This is a genomic window from Vreelandella sulfidaeris (assembly GCF_042429665.1).
Taxonomy (GTDB): domain Bacteria; phylum Pseudomonadota; class Gammaproteobacteria; order Pseudomonadales; family Halomonadaceae; genus Vreelandella.
Genome location: NZ_JBHMAC010000010.1, coordinates 106,236 through 120,595 on the forward strand (window position 1 = coordinate 106,236; position 14,360 = coordinate 120,595).

Consider the following 14,360-nt stretch of genomic DNA (forward strand, 5'->3'; position numbering starts at 1 on the left):
TTATTGGTATTGGTTTAGCCACGGTGTGCCCCTGGCCGACACGTAGCGTCGCGCCACCAGGCACACCACCAGGTTGCCTGCCGCAAGCATACAAGCCCCGGTCGGTAACCCCGCCGGGGCTTTTGGCATTATGGGCATAGTTGATTTTCATCATAATTTCATCAAGGAGCAGCATCATGATCTATCGTGCACTGATTAACGCTTTCGCTACGGGCTTTGTAGGCTATGGCTATAGCTGGCGATTTAGTGACGCGCGGTCGGTGCTAGCTGCCACCTCCGACCGTGTGCGCCTGGGTGGTCACTTAGTCACACGATTGCGGAGAATGACCCATGAATGCCCCTGTTAGTTCTGTTATCAACAAGACCCATGCGACGCCACCGCTGACGCCTTCAGCGCCCGGCACTGAGACTGCACCTGACGGTACTGCTACCAGGCTGCCTACGCCCGCCTTGCTTCGCCAGCGCATCTCACTAAATAACTCCCTACGTGAGCAGATTAGCCATCAACGCCATGCCGTACAGCAAATTCTAAGTGGCCACGATGACCGCTTACTGGTAGTGGTAGGGCCTTGTTCCGTGGATGATCCTGACGCTGCACTGGAGTACGCTGACCGCCTTGCCGCGTTAAGTGAAGAGGTGCGCGAGCACATTCTGCCGGTGATGCGTGTGTATATTGAAAAGCCACGCACCACGGTAGGGTGGAAAGGGCTGGCATACGACCCAGGACTCGACGGAAGTGGTGATATGCCACGCGGTTTAGCGCTATCCCGTGAGCTAATGCACGCAGTGGCCGCGCGCGGCCTGCCGGTGGCGACCGAGCTGTTACAGCCGATGCTGGCCCCCTATGTGGATGACCTGCTGAGCTGGGTAGCGATTGGTGCGCGCACCACGGAATCGCAGCTGCACCGTGAGTTAGCCAGTGATTTAGCGGCTGCGGTGGGATTCAAAAATGCCACCAGCGGCGACGTGCAGGTGGCCATTGATGCGATGAGTGCCGCCGCCCATCCGCACCAGCGTTTTGCGGTAGATCCTCAGGGCTATCCGGTTGTCCAGCAAACGCCAGGCAACCCTCACACCCATGTGGTGCTGCGCGGCGGACACGGTGAGCCCAACTACCAGACACACCACGTAAAAGCCGCCACCGCAGCGCTGCGTAACGCTGGCCAAAACCCTAGACTGATGGTCGATTGCAGTCACGCCAACGCGCGCAAAGATCATCGTCGCCAGAGTGAAGTCATGCTGGATGTGTTAGCGCAGCGCCAGGCAGGCGAAGCCAATTTGGTAGCGCTGATGCTGGAAAGCCATCTATTTGAAGGCAAGCAGCCGCTTAAGCCCGGTGCCATGCGCTACGGTGTCTCGGTCACCGATGCTTGTGTTGGCTGGGAAACCACCGAGCACTTGCTGAAAACCGCCGCAGAGAGGTTAGCTTAAATCAGCATTGACGCATGCTATTACTTGTTTGCCGTGGCCAGCCCCGTATCATAGCTTATTTGCACCATCATTGAGGCTGGCCATGGTATTTACGCTTGAGCATCACGACCCTGAAACCTACCGTCGCAAAGCCCGCATCATTAGCTTCGCCATGGCGGGCCAACTGATTGTATTTGGGCTTCTTTTTTCAATGCTGCTCACCTCCACCTTTGGCAGTAGCCTGTGGCTGAATGCCTTGGGCGTGCTGTTGGGACTGTTGGCGACCAGTGCGCTCTTCGCCGTGCTGCGTGAGCGTCCTTGGATGAAAGAAGTGCGCTATGTCTGGCAGCTTAAGCATCACCTGTCGCAAGTCAGTAGCTATCTAACCCAACTGCGCCAAGCGGTGGACGAGAATAATCGTACCGCGCTTGATTTGCTTACCTTTTATCACCAGGGCATGGCCCAGTTAGCAGAGCTTAACGGGCGGACTACCGATGATGACGCCGAGCGGCTGGCGGAAAAAATGCAGGTAAAAATTAAACGTGAAGAGCTGGAGCTGCCTCCCCAGGTAGAGCAGCTCGACACTGACGATCTGCAGGCGTTTAAGCGTGGTAAAGTACGACCGTAATCAATCGCTTAGGCAAGAATATCAGCAATGAATAGCGTCAGAATATAAACGGAGCGCAGTGTATGAAGATGTTAACAGCGTGGGGAGGTGTCGCCGCCGCTGGCGTCCTGCTCGTCATGGGAGGCTGTGCTGCCACGTCCTCTTCTCCAGCCACCTCCTCCGCCAGCCAGGCAAGCAGCGATAACCGAGCACCTTTTTTTCCATCGGCGCTTTTCCCCGGCTCTGCTCAGCGCTTTGATGCTTGGCACTGCTCGCCAGCTCAGCAGCACTTAGTGACAGCAACCAATGCTAACGACCTGCGCCTTTGGTCGTTGCATGGCGCATGGCGACTGCCGCAAGCAGTGGTGGCGAGCGGCGCACGCTATCAAGATGGCGAGATCAGCTTCTGGAACCGGGGTGAAAAGGCGCTGGTGGAGACTCCCCGGGGGCAGCTTCAGTGTTCGTTGGCCGGGCAGCGTGCTGCGTTAACCCGCGATGATAAGCCTGGGGTAATGTTTTTTGCGCGTGGCAATGAGCCGGGCTGGTCGGTGGCATTGGCGCACGATACGCCGACGCTGACTATGCAGACAAATTACGGGGAAGAAAGCCTTCAACTACCCTATATGGTCAGCGTCATGGATAACGAGGCAGGGCGTGTTGTATTGGAAAGCGCTGATGTGGCCCCATTTTATCGTGTGCGAATTGACGCGGGTGCCTGCTTTGACAGCATGAGTGGTGAGCCTTTCCCGGCCCGGGTCACGTTGACGTATGGTGGTGAGCAGTACAGTGGCTGTGGCCAAGGTATCGCTCCCTAGGATGTATGACGCTAGCCTTGCCTAACGGCGGTGCGCGCTACAGGGTATTGGCTGGGCTCACTTAGCAGCGATAAACCACACGCTCGGCCCGCCACTGCTGGGCGACATAGTCACTAGCGCAGAGAGCTGAGGTGTCGCCCGCCGCACGAGCAGCAAGCCGTGATAGCGTTTCCAGATGAAGCCCGCGGGTTGTCTGCACCTGTTCGCTCACCGCTAGTGGCACCCACACGTCATCCTCTAATGTGGCCAGAGTGAAGCTGAAGGGATGAAACCCCGGAAAGCCAAGTCGGATATCGGTGGCGATCAATGTCTGCTTATGGTTCAACCAGCGCGTCTCATAGCGCAGGAAAGGCCCAGTGAACCAGGCCAAACGTTGTCCTTGCTGACTCATCAGCGAGGGGGCGGCTAACGCGACATTACGAACCAACGGCTCAAATGTTGGTTCATGGCCATTATCAAAAAGGCTAACTAAGCTTTCATAATAGCGATCATCCTCTACCACCGTGGCACGCCATAGCACTATATTAAAGGGCGTAGGCTGGACCAGGAGGGGGGCCTCTTCCAACCCTTGCTCCGCCAGTGCCGGGGCGAGTCGTTGTTCAACCGTTAACTTGGCACCTGCCGCCATGGCTAAGTAAATACAGCTGATCGCCAGCCCCCAGGTGCACGCCTTTTTTACCCGCAAAGATACCAGACCAAAGCCCAGTGCAATCAGTAAGGCGAGGGTATAGGCGGGATCGATAATAAAAATAATGGGCCACGCTGTGGGCGCGACCTTCATGGGCCAAAATAGTTGGGTACCGTAGGTTGTCAGCGCATCAAGTAGCGGGTGAGTGATCAAAATCAGTGTGAAAAAACACCACCAGCGAGCTAGGCTGACAGACGTTACTGATGCAAAACGGGCGCATAGAATCGCCAGCAGTGTCGCCACACCCGTGAGCACAAACAGTGAATGACTAAAGCCCCGATGCTCAGTGACATTGGCAATCGCATCGCCATAATCTAATGCCACATCAAGGTCTGGGAGCGTGCCCAATACAGCGCCAATAAGGATAGCTTTACGTCCTAAACGCTGGCCCAGCACGGCACCGCCAATCGCGGCGCCAAGGGCGGCTTGTGTGACAGAATCCACAGGTTTCTCCTACGGGTAAACCCAGTTAAGATAAACGTTATTAATTAATTGTACAGCGGTGCCGTCATATATTTACGCTGTCACGTTTTTGTAACGCCTGTAAATGTCAGTTTTCTCTGGAGGTAATATGCAATATCTACACACCATGGTACGGGTCAGTGATCTGGATGCATCGCTACATTTTTACTGCGATCTGCTAGGGCTTGAAGAAGTCCGCCGTAAAGAGAATGAGAAAGGGCGCTTTACCTTGGTCTTTCTGGCAGCCCCGGAAGATGTGTCGCGTTCAGAGCGATTGACGGCTCCCGAGCTTGAACTGACCTATAACTGGGACCCTGAAACCTATACCGGCGGGCGCAATTTTGGCCATTTAGCCTATCGGGTCGATGATATTTACGCGCTTTGCCGACATCTACAGGATAATGGCGTGACGATTAACCGTCCGCCACGCGACGGCTATATGGCCTTTGTCAAATCGCCGGATGGTGTTTCCGTCGAGTTGCTCCAGAAAGGCGATGCCTTCGAGCCGCAAGAGCCCTGGGCTTCCATGGAAAATAGCGGTAGCTGGTAATTGCTAATGAAAGGAAACATCATCATGACCATGAAAGGTTGGCCATTACTGCCTTGGCTTGCGTCGCTAGCGCTGCTTTTAAGTGCTTGTAGCAGCGCGCCAGGGCCAAGCTCGCCGGCGCCCCAAGGGCCAGGAGATTCTTCATTCTCAGGTGCTATCGTCGAGCAGCGCTGGAACTTGTTGTTGGTGGGTACCGATGAGCGTCTTGCCATGCCGGAAACGCCTTTTTTCCACATTTCCCGAGAAGGAAAGGTGAGCGGCAGTGATGGCTGTAACCGTATCACTGGTCAAGTCAAGTTAGGCGATAGCCAGCGCATTGAGTTTAGTAACCTGGGCACGACGCGGATGGCATGCCCGCAAATGGGGGATGCTAAGCGGGTGACGGACATGATGGAATCCGCCTATCGTTACTTGATTGACCATGATCGATTGGTTTTCTTCGGTCCGGATAGTCGAGTGCTTGGCGGCTGGCGCGAAGGTAACTAGTCGTTAGTCACCAGCTAAGCGTTTAGCGTTCAAAAGGCGGATTGAAGCGGGCGATAAAGCGCGCATCAATCCGCTTTTTCCATTCCCACACCCATTTTCCGGTTAGCCCCACGACGCCACGGCTGGCGATGGCGTGGCCATTGCCGGTGCCAATCAGTGCCAGGACGCGCTTGGGTGGCTGCCAGGGCGTTAGCGCGTCGCCGTAGCAGGCATGGCGAAGATTGTTCGCTAAGTGAGGGCCCATGCGCACCGCATAAACGCCTGCGTTGGGTAGCCTGGGGGTAAACGCGGCACAGTCGCCAGCAGCAAAAATACCCGCTAGGCCAGTGACTTCCAGCGTGTTTTCGACTCGAATAAAGCGCTGCTTATCGACCGGTAGTGCGGTGGTCGCAAGCCAAGGGTGACCCACTGCCCCCGTTGCCCACAGCACGATATCTGCAACGATGTGCTTACCGTTCTGCGTTAATACTCCGCCTTCAATAAGGGCTTCACCGCGTAGCGATGAGTGCACGCTGATACCTGCCTTTACCAGTGCCCGACGGGTGAGCCATCGCGGTAAATATCCCGCACTGGGAAGCAACTGCGAAGAGGCGCTAAGTATCTTGCCTTGCCACTCGATATCCGGGCGCTGAGAACGTAGCTGTGCCAGTACACTCATCAAGGTCTCGCAGCCAGCGGCACCGCCGCCTACTGCCGTAATACGTTGGAGGCTATGGCTGGGTAAGCGGTCAACCTCCTTCAGCAGCGCCTGCCAGCGCTCGTGCAATGAGCTTAACGGGCGCATGATGAGCTGCTTGGGAAGGTTCTCTCCGTGGCGCTGGGGAGGCGTTAAGGTTGAGCCGATGTTGAACGAAGCAACGTCAAAATAAACCCGCTCTCCGTTAGCAAGGTTGACGTAGCGCGCACGGGTATTGATCGCGTTCACTGAGGAAAGAAGTAGCCTGGCATTAGCCCTCTGGCATAGTGCCGCCACGTCTATCTGCGTGTCACGTAGAGTACATTCACCCGCCAGCCACGCAGGAACACTGCCGGAGTAAGCGGCTAAAGGGGCATCGCTGATAACGGTGATGGCGATGCCAGGGTCGGGCTGCTTGGCAAAGGCTTCGAGAACAAAGGCGTGGGCATGACCCGCACCCATCAGTACTAATTGCTTCATTTAACGATCACCGCGACGCCAGCTAAAGTAACGTTTCAATAGGGCCAGCACCCGCTCGGGCTTGTGGGCATTTTTCCACGCGCCCGCGGTCGCCTTTGCCGCTTCGCTTAACGTGGGGTAGGGGTGAATGGTGCCCAGCAGCTTGTTTAAACCCAGGCCGTGTTTCATGGCGATGGTAAATTCGCCCAGCCATTCACCGGCATTTTCCGCCACGATGGTCGCGCCCAGAATCTTGTCTTTACCGGGCACCGTGAGCACTTTGATAAAGCCCTGGGGAGCACCTTCGGCGATGGCACGGTCGCTTTCGCTCATGGCATAACGAGTGACCTCATACGCCACTTTTTTAGCTTTCGCTTCCGTTTCGTTCAGCCCTACGCGTGCCACTTCAGGCTGCACATAGGTCACCGCGGGCATATAGCGGTAGTCCACTTTAAAGCTTTTTAGTTCGCCAAACAGCGCATTCACGGCCGCATACCACGCTTGGTGGGAACCTGCATGGGTCAGTTGGAAAGGCCCCGCCACATCACCACAGGCCCAAATGTTAGGCAAGCGAGTCTGCAGGCGCTCGTTAAGCTCTATTGTGCCCGTTGGGGTGGTGGTAATTCCCAGCGCTTCCAGCCCTAAACCTTCGATATTGGCTTGACGGCCGACACTGACCAGCAGGTAGTCAAAGGCAAGCAGATGTCGCTCACCGTTATGTTCCACGACCAACTGATAGCCTGCTTCGTCGTTGAGCACCTCCAGCGCGTTGGCATCGGTCATCACCGTCACCCCCTCGCTGGTCAGGGTGCTTTCGACCTGCTCGCCTACTTCTGGGTCTTCGCGTCCGAGTAGTTGTGAGCCTCCCTCCACTAACGTGACCTGACTACCCAAGCGGGCAAAACTCTGGCTAAGTTCGCAACCAATCGCACCGCCACCCAGCACGACCAGGCGCTTGGGGAGTTCGGTTAACGACCACAGGTTTTCAGACGTTAATAGCGGCGCACGCTCTATCCCCGGTAGCGACGGTACGCGCGGGCGTGACCCGGTCGCCAGCACGATATGGCGAGCCGATAGGGTCTGATCACCGATCTGGATTTCCCAGGGCGAGAGGAGCGTGGCGTGATCCTGGTACACCTCAACGCCTAAGTCGTTATAACGCTCCACACTATCGTGGGGTTCGATATCGCGAATGGCCTGGTGAACGTGGCCCATCACCTTGGCAAAGTCGATCTCTGGCTCGCTAGAGGTGACCCCAAAGCGTGGTGCGGTACGTATCTCATGGGCGGCACGCGCCGCGCGAATCAGTGCTTTGGAAGGTACACAGCCGGTGTTCAGACAGTCGCCGCCCATCTTGTGTTTTTCCACCAGCGCTACCTTGGCCTTGACCGCACTGGCAATATAGCTGGTCACCAGACCCGCCGAACCGCCGCCAATCACGGCAATGTCCACGTCGAAGCGCGAGGGCCGCGTGAATCCCTGGTAAACCTTGCGTCGCTGCACGAAGCGTACGATGAGACGGGCAATCCAGGGAAAGACCGCCAACAACGCGAAGGAGGCCAGCAGGGTAGGCGACACGATACCTTGAAGGCTCTCGACATCGCCTAATTGACCGCCAGCGTTCACATATACCGCGGTGCCCGGCAGCATGGCGAGCTGACTTACCCAGTAGAAGGTGATGGTTTTAATGCGTGTGAGCCCCATCACCAAATTGATCATAAAGAAGGGGAAAACCGGCACTAAACGCAACATGAACAGATAAAAAGCTCCATCGCGCTCTACACCGCGGTTAACGGCTTCAAACTGGCGTGGAAAACGCTTCTCGATGGGATGGCGAAACAGGAACCGCGAAAGTAAAAAAGCCAGTGTCGCGCCTATCGCGCTGGCGAATGAGATGATTAATAGCCCCCAGCCAAGGCCAAACAAGGCCCCCCCAAGCAGCGTTAGTAGCGTCGCGCCAGGAAGGGAAAGAGCGGTGACCACGACATAAACAGCAAAAAACAGGCCTGCCACCTGCCAATGGCGTTGATCAAACGCTACCTGGAAGTCACTTTGATAAGCTTTGAGCGTTTCCAGCGTGAACCAATGATGGGCGCCGCTTAAGAAAAAAACGCCAATGGCAGTGATCAATAGCGCGGCAATCAGTATGCGTTGTCGGGTCACGGCAATCTCCAGCGCCGTCAGGGCGCCAATAAAAGAAATGATGATAGCTCTAAGTGAGACGAACGTGCGTTTCCTTACGTTGAGGGGAGCGCCCCTTTCCAGCGTTGCCAGTCCTCCGGGCGGTCTACGTCCCAAATCGTAGCAGGGTACGCGGCGTGCAGTTCTAACGCTTCAATCCGTTCACGGGTCGTCGCCAATACGCGGTGGGTGCCCCAAGGAATATCTTCAAATAGCGATGGGTAATCACGTTGGGTGCCAATTAGCCCGTAGCCGCCATCCTCGGCGGGCAATATCACCACCTCGTGACGGGATAAGTGGTGTACGCAGCTCGTTATCAGCGCGCTGGTAATACTGGGGCAATCGCTGCCCATCACCATGGCAGTCCCTGGCACACTGTTCAACGCGTGACGAACACGGGTGCCTAAATCGCCATCGGGCTGAGCGTTTAATGTTAGCCCAAACTGCTCGGCGAGCGAGAGAAACAGGGGGTGGTCATGCTCAAGCGCGGTCCATAAGGTGACGTTGGAGGCGGGCAATGCGTCACAGGCGGTAGCGACGCAGTGGCTTAGTAGCTCTGCATGGGCATCCGCGGCACCTTGCGCCCCCAGTAGTGGTGCCAGGCGCGTTTTCGCTTGCCCTGCCAGCGGTGCCTTGGCGAGCAGATGCAGATGAGGAAATTGTTCTTTATTAATCGGCGTTTCAGCGCGCATCGCGATACTCCTTGGCGAGTTGGGTTGCGCTAACGCCGCGCCAGTAGCGATAGCGAAGCCGCCACATTAGGCAAATGGTCGCTAACGCGCCGTGTTGATCCCAGCGTCTTCCCGAGCTTACCACTTTCACTGATAGGCAAGCAGGGCGAGCCACTCGCTTGAGCCGTTTCGATAGCTCAATATCTTCCATTAGCGGCTGCTCGGGAAAGCCGCCCACCGTCTTAAAACAGTCAGCACGTATAAAGATACCCTGATCGCCGGTTGCAATGCCGGTAAGTCGAGAACGCTTATTCATCCACCAGCTCACTATGGGCAGCCAGCCACTCCGACCTGACAGCTGAATATCAAAGCGACCCCAGGCACGAGCATTCAGCGCGTTGGTGATCTGGTTCACAGCGTCTCCGGGGAGCTGGGTATCGGCATGCAGGAACAGCAGCGTCGGCGCACGGGCATGCTGCGCGCCCAGGTTCATTTGAAGCGCTCGCCCTGGGGGGCTTGTGAGTACTCGATCCGTCAGCGGTTGGGCAATGTGCACGCTGTCATCGCGACTGCCGCCATCCACCACGATCACTTCCACCCCCTGTCGGCGCAGTGGCTGTAGTAACGCCAACTGAGCCCTCAGCGTGGGAGCTTCGTTAAGCACCGGGATCACGATGCTAAGGTGGGGTGATGGGTTAGCCGAGGTCAATCACTGGCCCTCCCGCCGCATCGGCATCCGCCTGATCATGAGTGACCAGCAGTGCCGGCAGGCCCGCCTCACGCAGTTGGCTAAATACCAGTGATCGCATCTCCTGGCGCAGCGCAGTGTCCAGCTTGGAGAATGGCTCATCAAGCAGCACCGCCTGGGGCTGGGAGAGCAGCAGGCGCATTAAGGCCACGCGTGCTTTTTGGCCCCCGGAGAGTGTCGCCGGGTCACGTTTTGCAAATCCCTCCAGCCCTACCTGTTTGAGCGCTTGTTGCACCTGATGATGTTTATCCTGCGCCTGACGCGGCAGTCCAAAGCGTACGTTGCCGCCGACACTGAGATGCGGAAACAGCAACGGATCCTGGAATAGCAGGCCTATGCCTCGTTTTTCCGCGGCCACCGTCAGCAGGTTGCGTTGACCCAACCATACACCTCCCGTGGCGCTAAATTCGTGATCAAGAAAGCCCGCGATATAGGCGAGCAGGGTAGATTTACCCGACCCTGAAGGCCCCATGACGGTTAGCACCTCGCCAGGGGCAATGGTGGCGTCTACCGCCAGCAGCTCGCGGCCTGCCAGGGTGATACTAATATGCTCAAGACGCAGCGGCGCGTTAGCAGATACGGTCACGTTCATCCTTTTAGCTGGCCATTTCACGGCGTTGGGCACTTAACAGGCGGGGGACCGCTAGGGCTAGCATAAAGCCGATGAGCGGTAGGCCTGCCTGCATCAATGCCCATACGCCAATTAAGCGCCGGTTACCGCCCGAGGCAAGCGCTACCGCTTCGGTAGTGACCGTACTTACGCGTCCTGCCCCCAGCAGTTGGGTAGGCAAATATTGCCCAATACTGATCGCCAGGCCAACCGCCAACGCGGTTAACAGAGGTGCCAATAGCAGCGGCAAGCGAACCCGCCAGAATGCCATACTGCGTGACACGCCTAGCGAGCGTGCCACTTGCAGCCAGCGTGGATCCAATCGGCGATACGCTTCGGCTAACGAGAGATAAACGTAGGGCAGCACAAACAGCAGGTGGCCCGCGATGACCAACCCCAGTTGGGGACGAATTCCCAGGCTTTCAGCGGCCACTACCAACCCAAATAAAAAAGCAATTTGTGGCACCAGCAAAGGAAAATAAAGCAACCATAGGGCACGCTTGGGCTGCACATGCTGGCGGTGCTCATTTTCAAGTACCGCGAGGACCAGTACCGTTGCCAGTGTGGTGGCTATCAGACCTATCAGTGCGGTATTGAGCAGCGGAGAGCCCAGCGACGAAGCGCTGCGCGTCCAGTGATCAAGCGTCAACATCTGAGGCAGCAGGTCCGGGTAGCGCCAAAAACCGGCCAGCGAAAATAACCCTAACCCCACCAAGGCCGCCAAGGCCGTTACGCTGGTAACCAGTAACCCCGAGCGGCCAATCATGCGTAGCGCTATTTCGCCCTGTTGACGGTTGCCGTTAAGCAGCCAACCGCGTGTCAATGTGCGAATAAACTGTTCTAACAGCCACCAGCAGAGCAGTGCAGACAGCGTGACGCCAAGCTGCAACACGGCGGCTGCCGAGGCCATGAATCGGCGGCTGATATCGGGGTCGTTGAACCAGCCAAGAATCGATACGCTCAGGGTGGGTGGGAGCGTAGGGCCCAGGATCAACGCCATATCGACCACCGAACTGGCGTAGGCGATGACCGCATATACCGGCAGGCGAATCAGTGGGTAGAGAGACGGCAGCACGCTTTTTAGCCAGGCGATCGTGGGCGCATAGCCCAGCGATCGAGCCAGCTGCAAGCGTTTTTCCGGCGCTAGCTGCGGCAGCGCCGCCAGACTCATCAAAAATAGAAACGGCGCTTCTTTCAGCACCAGCCCCGCGATAAGAGAAAGCCCCCAGGGGTCGTTGACGATAAGCGCATCCGGTGGACGCTCCCATCCCGTTAGTGAGGGCGATATCAAGCGAGACACCAGGCCAGAAGGGGTAATCAAAAAGGCGAATCCAAACGCGACAGCCGCGTGAGGAATGGCCAGCAGCGGCGACACCAGGCGACGAATAGTACGATCGACGCTGGTGCCTGCGCTGGCAGCTAAAAACAGCACCACGATAACAAGCGCCAGCGCTGTGCTCACTAAACCACTGGTAGCGCTAACCGCCACGGAACGCCACAGCCCTGGCTGGGCGAACAGCGTGTGCCAGGGGGCTAGGCTAAAACGGTCGCCGCCCAGCGCCGGGAGGTAGCCAAACGCTGGCAGCACCACCATTGCAAGCCCTGCACCGACAGGGAGTACTAGCAGGGCAATGATGAGCGCTGGGGCCAGTCGCAGCATGCCTAGTTAACGCCGTAACGCTCAAGCCACGCGTCTTGGAGGGCGGTCATCCAGCTTGGGTGAGGCTCGGGCAGGGTATTGGAAAGCGCATCCGCTGGTAGTTCCGACGGGTGGCGTTCACCCTGCTCAAACAGTGCCTGGTCATTGGCATCTAGCTGGTCAATATCCAGCACGCTGCGGTCGCCCCACATCGCCAACGACTGCTTTTGGGCCTGAGCTTCTGGCGAGAGCAGAAAATTGGCGAGTACCATGGCACCGGCTTTATGCGGCGAGTTATAGGGAATTGCCACGAAGTGAACATTGCCCAGGGTGCCGCCTTCCAGCACGTAGCTACGCACGCTATCGGGTAGTTCATACTCCATGACTGCCACGGCGGCATCGGTGGGATAAAACGAAAATGCCAAGCTCAGCTCGCCATCGCTCATCAGCGTGCGCAGGTTAGGGCCTGAGTCGGGGAAACTGCGCCCACTGCGCCACAGGTGAGGGTGTAGCTCGTCGAGATAGGCCCATAGCGGCGCCGTGACGGCGGCAAAATCGCTCTCCGTCACCGGCTGATAAAGCGCGTCGTCCTGCTCGCTCAGTTCGATCAACGCCTGCTTTAAAAACGTGCTGCCGGTGAAGTCGGGAATACGCGGATAGCTAAACTGGCCGGGGTTAGCTTGCGCCCATGTTAGTAGCGACGCCATGTCCTGCGGGGGTGTCTCGGTTTGAGCACTGTCGTAGTAGAAGGTGATCTGCGCTTTTCCCCAAGGTGACTCATAGCCTTCTGTCGGGAGGGTAAAGTCGGTGACGACCTCTGGGTTCTCGCTAGCGTTGGACAGCGCAAAATGAGGTAAATCTTCCGCAAATGGTCCATATAGCAATTCGCTTTCACGCATCGCTGCGAAATTTTCACCGTTAATCCAAATCAGATCGATACTGCCCTCGTCGTGATTACCAGCCTGTTTTTCCGCCAGCACTCGTGCCACCGCGCTGCCGGTATCGTCCAGTTTTACATGTTCGACATCAATGTCGAATTGCGCCTGCATCTGTTCGGCCACCCAGGCAATGTAGCGATTGGTGCGCGTATCGCCACCCCAGGCGTTCCAGTAAACGGTTTGGCCTTCGGCGTTGGTCACCACGTCTTGCCAGTCGCTGGGATCAGGAGCCGCCATGGCAGGCAGCGTAAGGGCTAGCAGTGTGGCAGTGGTGGCCACACGCAGAGAGTGACGTTTAATAGGCATCGCACACCTCAATTTTGGGAAGATAACAACGTTATAGGGAAGCCTGTAAACATTGAAGCTCGCTGTGAACATGATCGATTACCGGCAGCGAGAGGTAATGTTCTACGCGGTCGCGCACGTGCTCAATCACGGCGGGGTCGGTGAGTTCTGCCGACCAGTCTTCCCCGCGCTGTTGGGCATCTCTGGCATTGATGTGCTGAGCGCGCCATTTCGTACACCAGGTTAGCGACCATAGCCAGGTAGCACGCCGACAGGCAACCAACGTGTCGGTGTCGACGGTTATGCCCAGGGTGTCTTGCCAGTGGCGGTAAAAGTCAATGACGTCACCCAATGACAGCACCGCCTGGCTGCTGATGTCCCAAGTGGTCGAGGTATACAGCGAGGTATGGGCCAGGTCGATGCCTGGTAGGCTATAGCGACACTTTTCTAAATCGACCAGAATGGCGCGGCCGTCGTCTTGAATCAAAAAGTTACCGGGATGGGTATCAAAGCTAATCAATGTCGGTTTGGCATCACTTAGCCGGGGCGGCAGTAAATCCAACTCCTGTCGAATGCGCTGTGTGACCTTTCGGGAAAGCTGCGCATCGCTCAGCCAGCTAGACTGATGGTGCACTTCATTGACCATGGCCTGCCAAGGGTCGTCAGGCGCTAGTAAGGGTTGGCGCGCCTCGATACTGGGCAACGGCCGTGCATGTAAGCTGGCCAGCGCTCTGGCAATGGCCGGCAGGTCTTCGGGGAGTGTCGCCATCCGACCGTGGATCGCCTCGACCAGCAGTCCGCCGCGTGGTAGCGACTCGCTTGGGGGCAGAATGCCGTGCAGTGTTGGGGTATGACCGCCGGGACTCGTGCGCTGATAACAGGCTGCCTGGTAGGCAAGGTTCTCGTCAGGTGGCAGATTCATTTGGCTCTGCTTGGGGAGCCGTGCCACCCAGTCATCACCCGCGTTACGATGAATCCATACATGATCATGGGCCAGCCCGGTATCCGCCATTGGCGCAAGCTCACGGTAAGTAATCTCCGCCCGTTCAAGTTCGCTTGCCAGCGCCGTTAATCGCGCTTCAGTCTGTGTTGGCATAAAGCAGTCCGTGTCGTTGCTAACTCAACGTTGCCACCT

General features: G+C 57.1%; 14 protein-coding genes. 5 read left to right on the forward strand and 9 right to left on the reverse strand.

The window, feature by feature from the left end; translation table 11 throughout:
• The first annotated feature begins 330 nt into the window (after positions 1-330).
• From ACFFLD_RS05440 to ACFFLD_RS05450, 3 genes are all read left to right on the forward strand, one after another.
• Positions 331-1,431 carry a 3-deoxy-7-phosphoheptulonate synthase gene (locus tag ACFFLD_RS05440; RefSeq protein ID WP_386037714.1) on the forward strand — a complete coding sequence of 367 codons (1,101 nt, stop codon included), beginning with the start codon at positions 331-333 and terminating at the stop codon, positions 1,429-1,431.
• Positions 1,432-1,513: 82 nt separating this feature from the next.
• Complete coding sequence (locus ACFFLD_RS05445; RefSeq protein ID WP_386037717.1) at positions 1,514-2,038, forward strand: DUF3087 family protein; 525 nt, start codon at positions 1,514-1,516, stop codon at positions 2,036-2,038.
• Positions 2,039-2,100: 62 nt separating this feature from the next.
• Positions 2,101-2,832: an MliC family protein gene (locus ACFFLD_RS05450; RefSeq protein WP_386037720.1), complete on the forward strand. Its 732-nt coding sequence runs from the start codon at positions 2,101-2,103 to the stop codon at positions 2,830-2,832.
• 61 nt (positions 2,833-2,893) lie between these two features.
• Here the strand turns inward: ACFFLD_RS05450 and ACFFLD_RS05455 are convergent, their stop codons facing one another.
• A complete protein-coding gene (locus ACFFLD_RS05455; RefSeq protein ID WP_386037723.1) occupies positions 2,894-3,964 on the reverse strand; it encodes a metal-dependent hydrolase in 1,071 nt (356 codons plus the stop codon).
• Positions 3,965-4,091: 127 nt separating this feature from the next.
• Between ACFFLD_RS05455 and ACFFLD_RS05460 the strand changes: the two genes are divergently transcribed.
• A complete protein-coding gene (locus tag ACFFLD_RS05460) occupies positions 4,092-4,532 on the forward strand; it encodes a VOC family protein (protein ID WP_386037726.1) in 441 nt (146 codons plus the stop codon).
• Between the two features lie 24 nt (positions 4,533-4,556).
• Positions 4,557-5,018 (forward strand): META domain-containing protein, encoded by a 462-nt coding sequence (locus ACFFLD_RS05465; protein ID WP_386037729.1) that lies wholly within the window; start codon positions 4,557-4,559, stop codon positions 5,016-5,018.
• Between the two features lie 22 nt (positions 5,019-5,040).
• Here ACFFLD_RS05465 and ACFFLD_RS05470 read toward each other — a convergent pair whose 3' ends face one another.
• The 8 genes from ACFFLD_RS05470 to ACFFLD_RS05505 all read right to left on the reverse strand — a co-directional run bounded on the left by ACFFLD_RS05470 (position 5,041) and on the right by ACFFLD_RS05505 (position 14,321).
• The gene (locus ACFFLD_RS05470; RefSeq protein WP_386037732.1) at positions 5,041-6,174 is read right to left on the reverse strand and encodes an FAD-dependent oxidoreductase; all 1,134 of its coding nucleotides are present in this window, start codon (positions 6,172-6,174) and stop codon (positions 5,041-5,043) included.
• Positions 6,175-8,316, reverse strand: a complete 2,142-nt coding sequence (locus ACFFLD_RS05475) for an FAD-dependent oxidoreductase (protein ID WP_386037735.1) — start codon at positions 8,314-8,316, stop codon at positions 6,175-6,177.
• A gap of 74 nt (positions 8,317-8,390) precedes the next feature.
• Positions 8,391-9,026, reverse strand: coding sequence for a TIGR04282 family arsenosugar biosynthesis glycosyltransferase (locus ACFFLD_RS05480; protein ID WP_386037738.1), 636 nt, complete (start codon positions 9,024-9,026; stop codon positions 8,391-8,393).
• Entirely contained in the window at positions 9,016-9,714 is a 699-nt protein-coding gene (locus ACFFLD_RS05485; RefSeq protein ID WP_386037740.1) for a TIGR04283 family arsenosugar biosynthesis glycosyltransferase, read from the reverse strand. The genes ACFFLD_RS05480 and ACFFLD_RS05485 overlap by 11 nt, the downstream gene beginning before the upstream one ends.
• Positions 9,701-10,339 carry an ATP-binding cassette domain-containing protein gene (locus ACFFLD_RS05490; protein WP_386037743.1) on the reverse strand — a complete coding sequence of 213 codons (639 nt, stop codon included), beginning with the start codon at positions 10,337-10,339 and terminating at the stop codon, positions 9,701-9,703. Before ACFFLD_RS05490 ends, ACFFLD_RS05485 begins: the two co-directional genes overlap by 14 nt.
• Before the next feature lie 10 nt (positions 10,340-10,349).
• Positions 10,350-12,023: an ABC transporter permease gene (locus tag ACFFLD_RS05495; RefSeq protein ID WP_386037746.1), complete on the reverse strand. Its 1,674-nt coding sequence runs from the start codon at positions 12,021-12,023 to the stop codon at positions 10,350-10,352.
• A 2-nt stretch (positions 12,024-12,025) separates the two neighbouring features.
• Positions 12,026-13,246: an ABC transporter substrate-binding protein gene (locus tag ACFFLD_RS05500; RefSeq protein ID WP_386037749.1), complete on the reverse strand. Its 1,221-nt coding sequence runs from the start codon at positions 13,244-13,246 to the stop codon at positions 12,026-12,028.
• Between the two features lie 31 nt (positions 13,247-13,277).
• A complete protein-coding gene (locus tag ACFFLD_RS05505; protein ID WP_386037752.1) occupies positions 13,278-14,321 on the reverse strand; it encodes a phosphotransferase in 1,044 nt (347 codons plus the stop codon).
• Positions 14,322-14,360 lie beyond the last annotated feature (39 nt).

What these genes read in the sequence shown, in the direction of transcription:
- ACFFLD_RS05440 (WP_386037714.1), top strand. Translation starts at nt 331, where the DNA reads ATGAATGCCCCTGTTAGTTCTGTTATCAACAAGACCCATGCGACGCCA.
- ACFFLD_RS05445 (WP_386037717.1), top strand. Translation starts at nt 1,514, where the DNA reads ATGGTATTTACGCTTGAGCATCACGACCCTGAAACCTACCGTCGCAAA.
- ACFFLD_RS05450 (WP_386037720.1), top strand. Translation starts at nt 2,101, where the DNA reads ATGAAGATGTTAACAGCGTGGGGAGGTGTCGCCGCCGCTGGCGTCCTG.
- ACFFLD_RS05460 (WP_386037726.1), top strand. Translation starts at nt 4,092, where the DNA reads ATGCAATATCTACACACCATGGTACGGGTCAGTGATCTGGATGCATCG.
- ACFFLD_RS05465 (WP_386037729.1), top strand. Translation starts at nt 4,557, where the DNA reads ATGACCATGAAAGGTTGGCCATTACTGCCTTGGCTTGCGTCGCTAGCG.
- ACFFLD_RS05470 (WP_386037732.1), bottom strand. Translation starts at nt 6,174, where the DNA reads ATGAAGCAATTAGTACTGATGGGTGCGGGTCATGCCCACGCCTTTGTT.
- ACFFLD_RS05480 (WP_386037738.1), bottom strand. Translation starts at nt 9,026, where the DNA reads ATGCGCGCTGAAACGCCGATTAATAAAGAACAATTTCCTCATCTGCAT.
- ACFFLD_RS05495 (WP_386037746.1), bottom strand. Translation starts at nt 12,023, where the DNA reads ATGCTGCGACTGGCCCCAGCGCTCATCATTGCCCTGCTAGTACTCCCT.
- ACFFLD_RS05500 (WP_386037749.1), bottom strand. Translation starts at nt 13,246, where the DNA reads ATGCCTATTAAACGTCACTCTCTGCGTGTGGCCACCACTGCCACACTG.
- ACFFLD_RS05505 (WP_386037752.1), bottom strand. Translation starts at nt 14,321, where the DNA reads ATGCCAACACAGACTGAAGCGCGATTAACGGCGCTGGCAAGCGAACTT.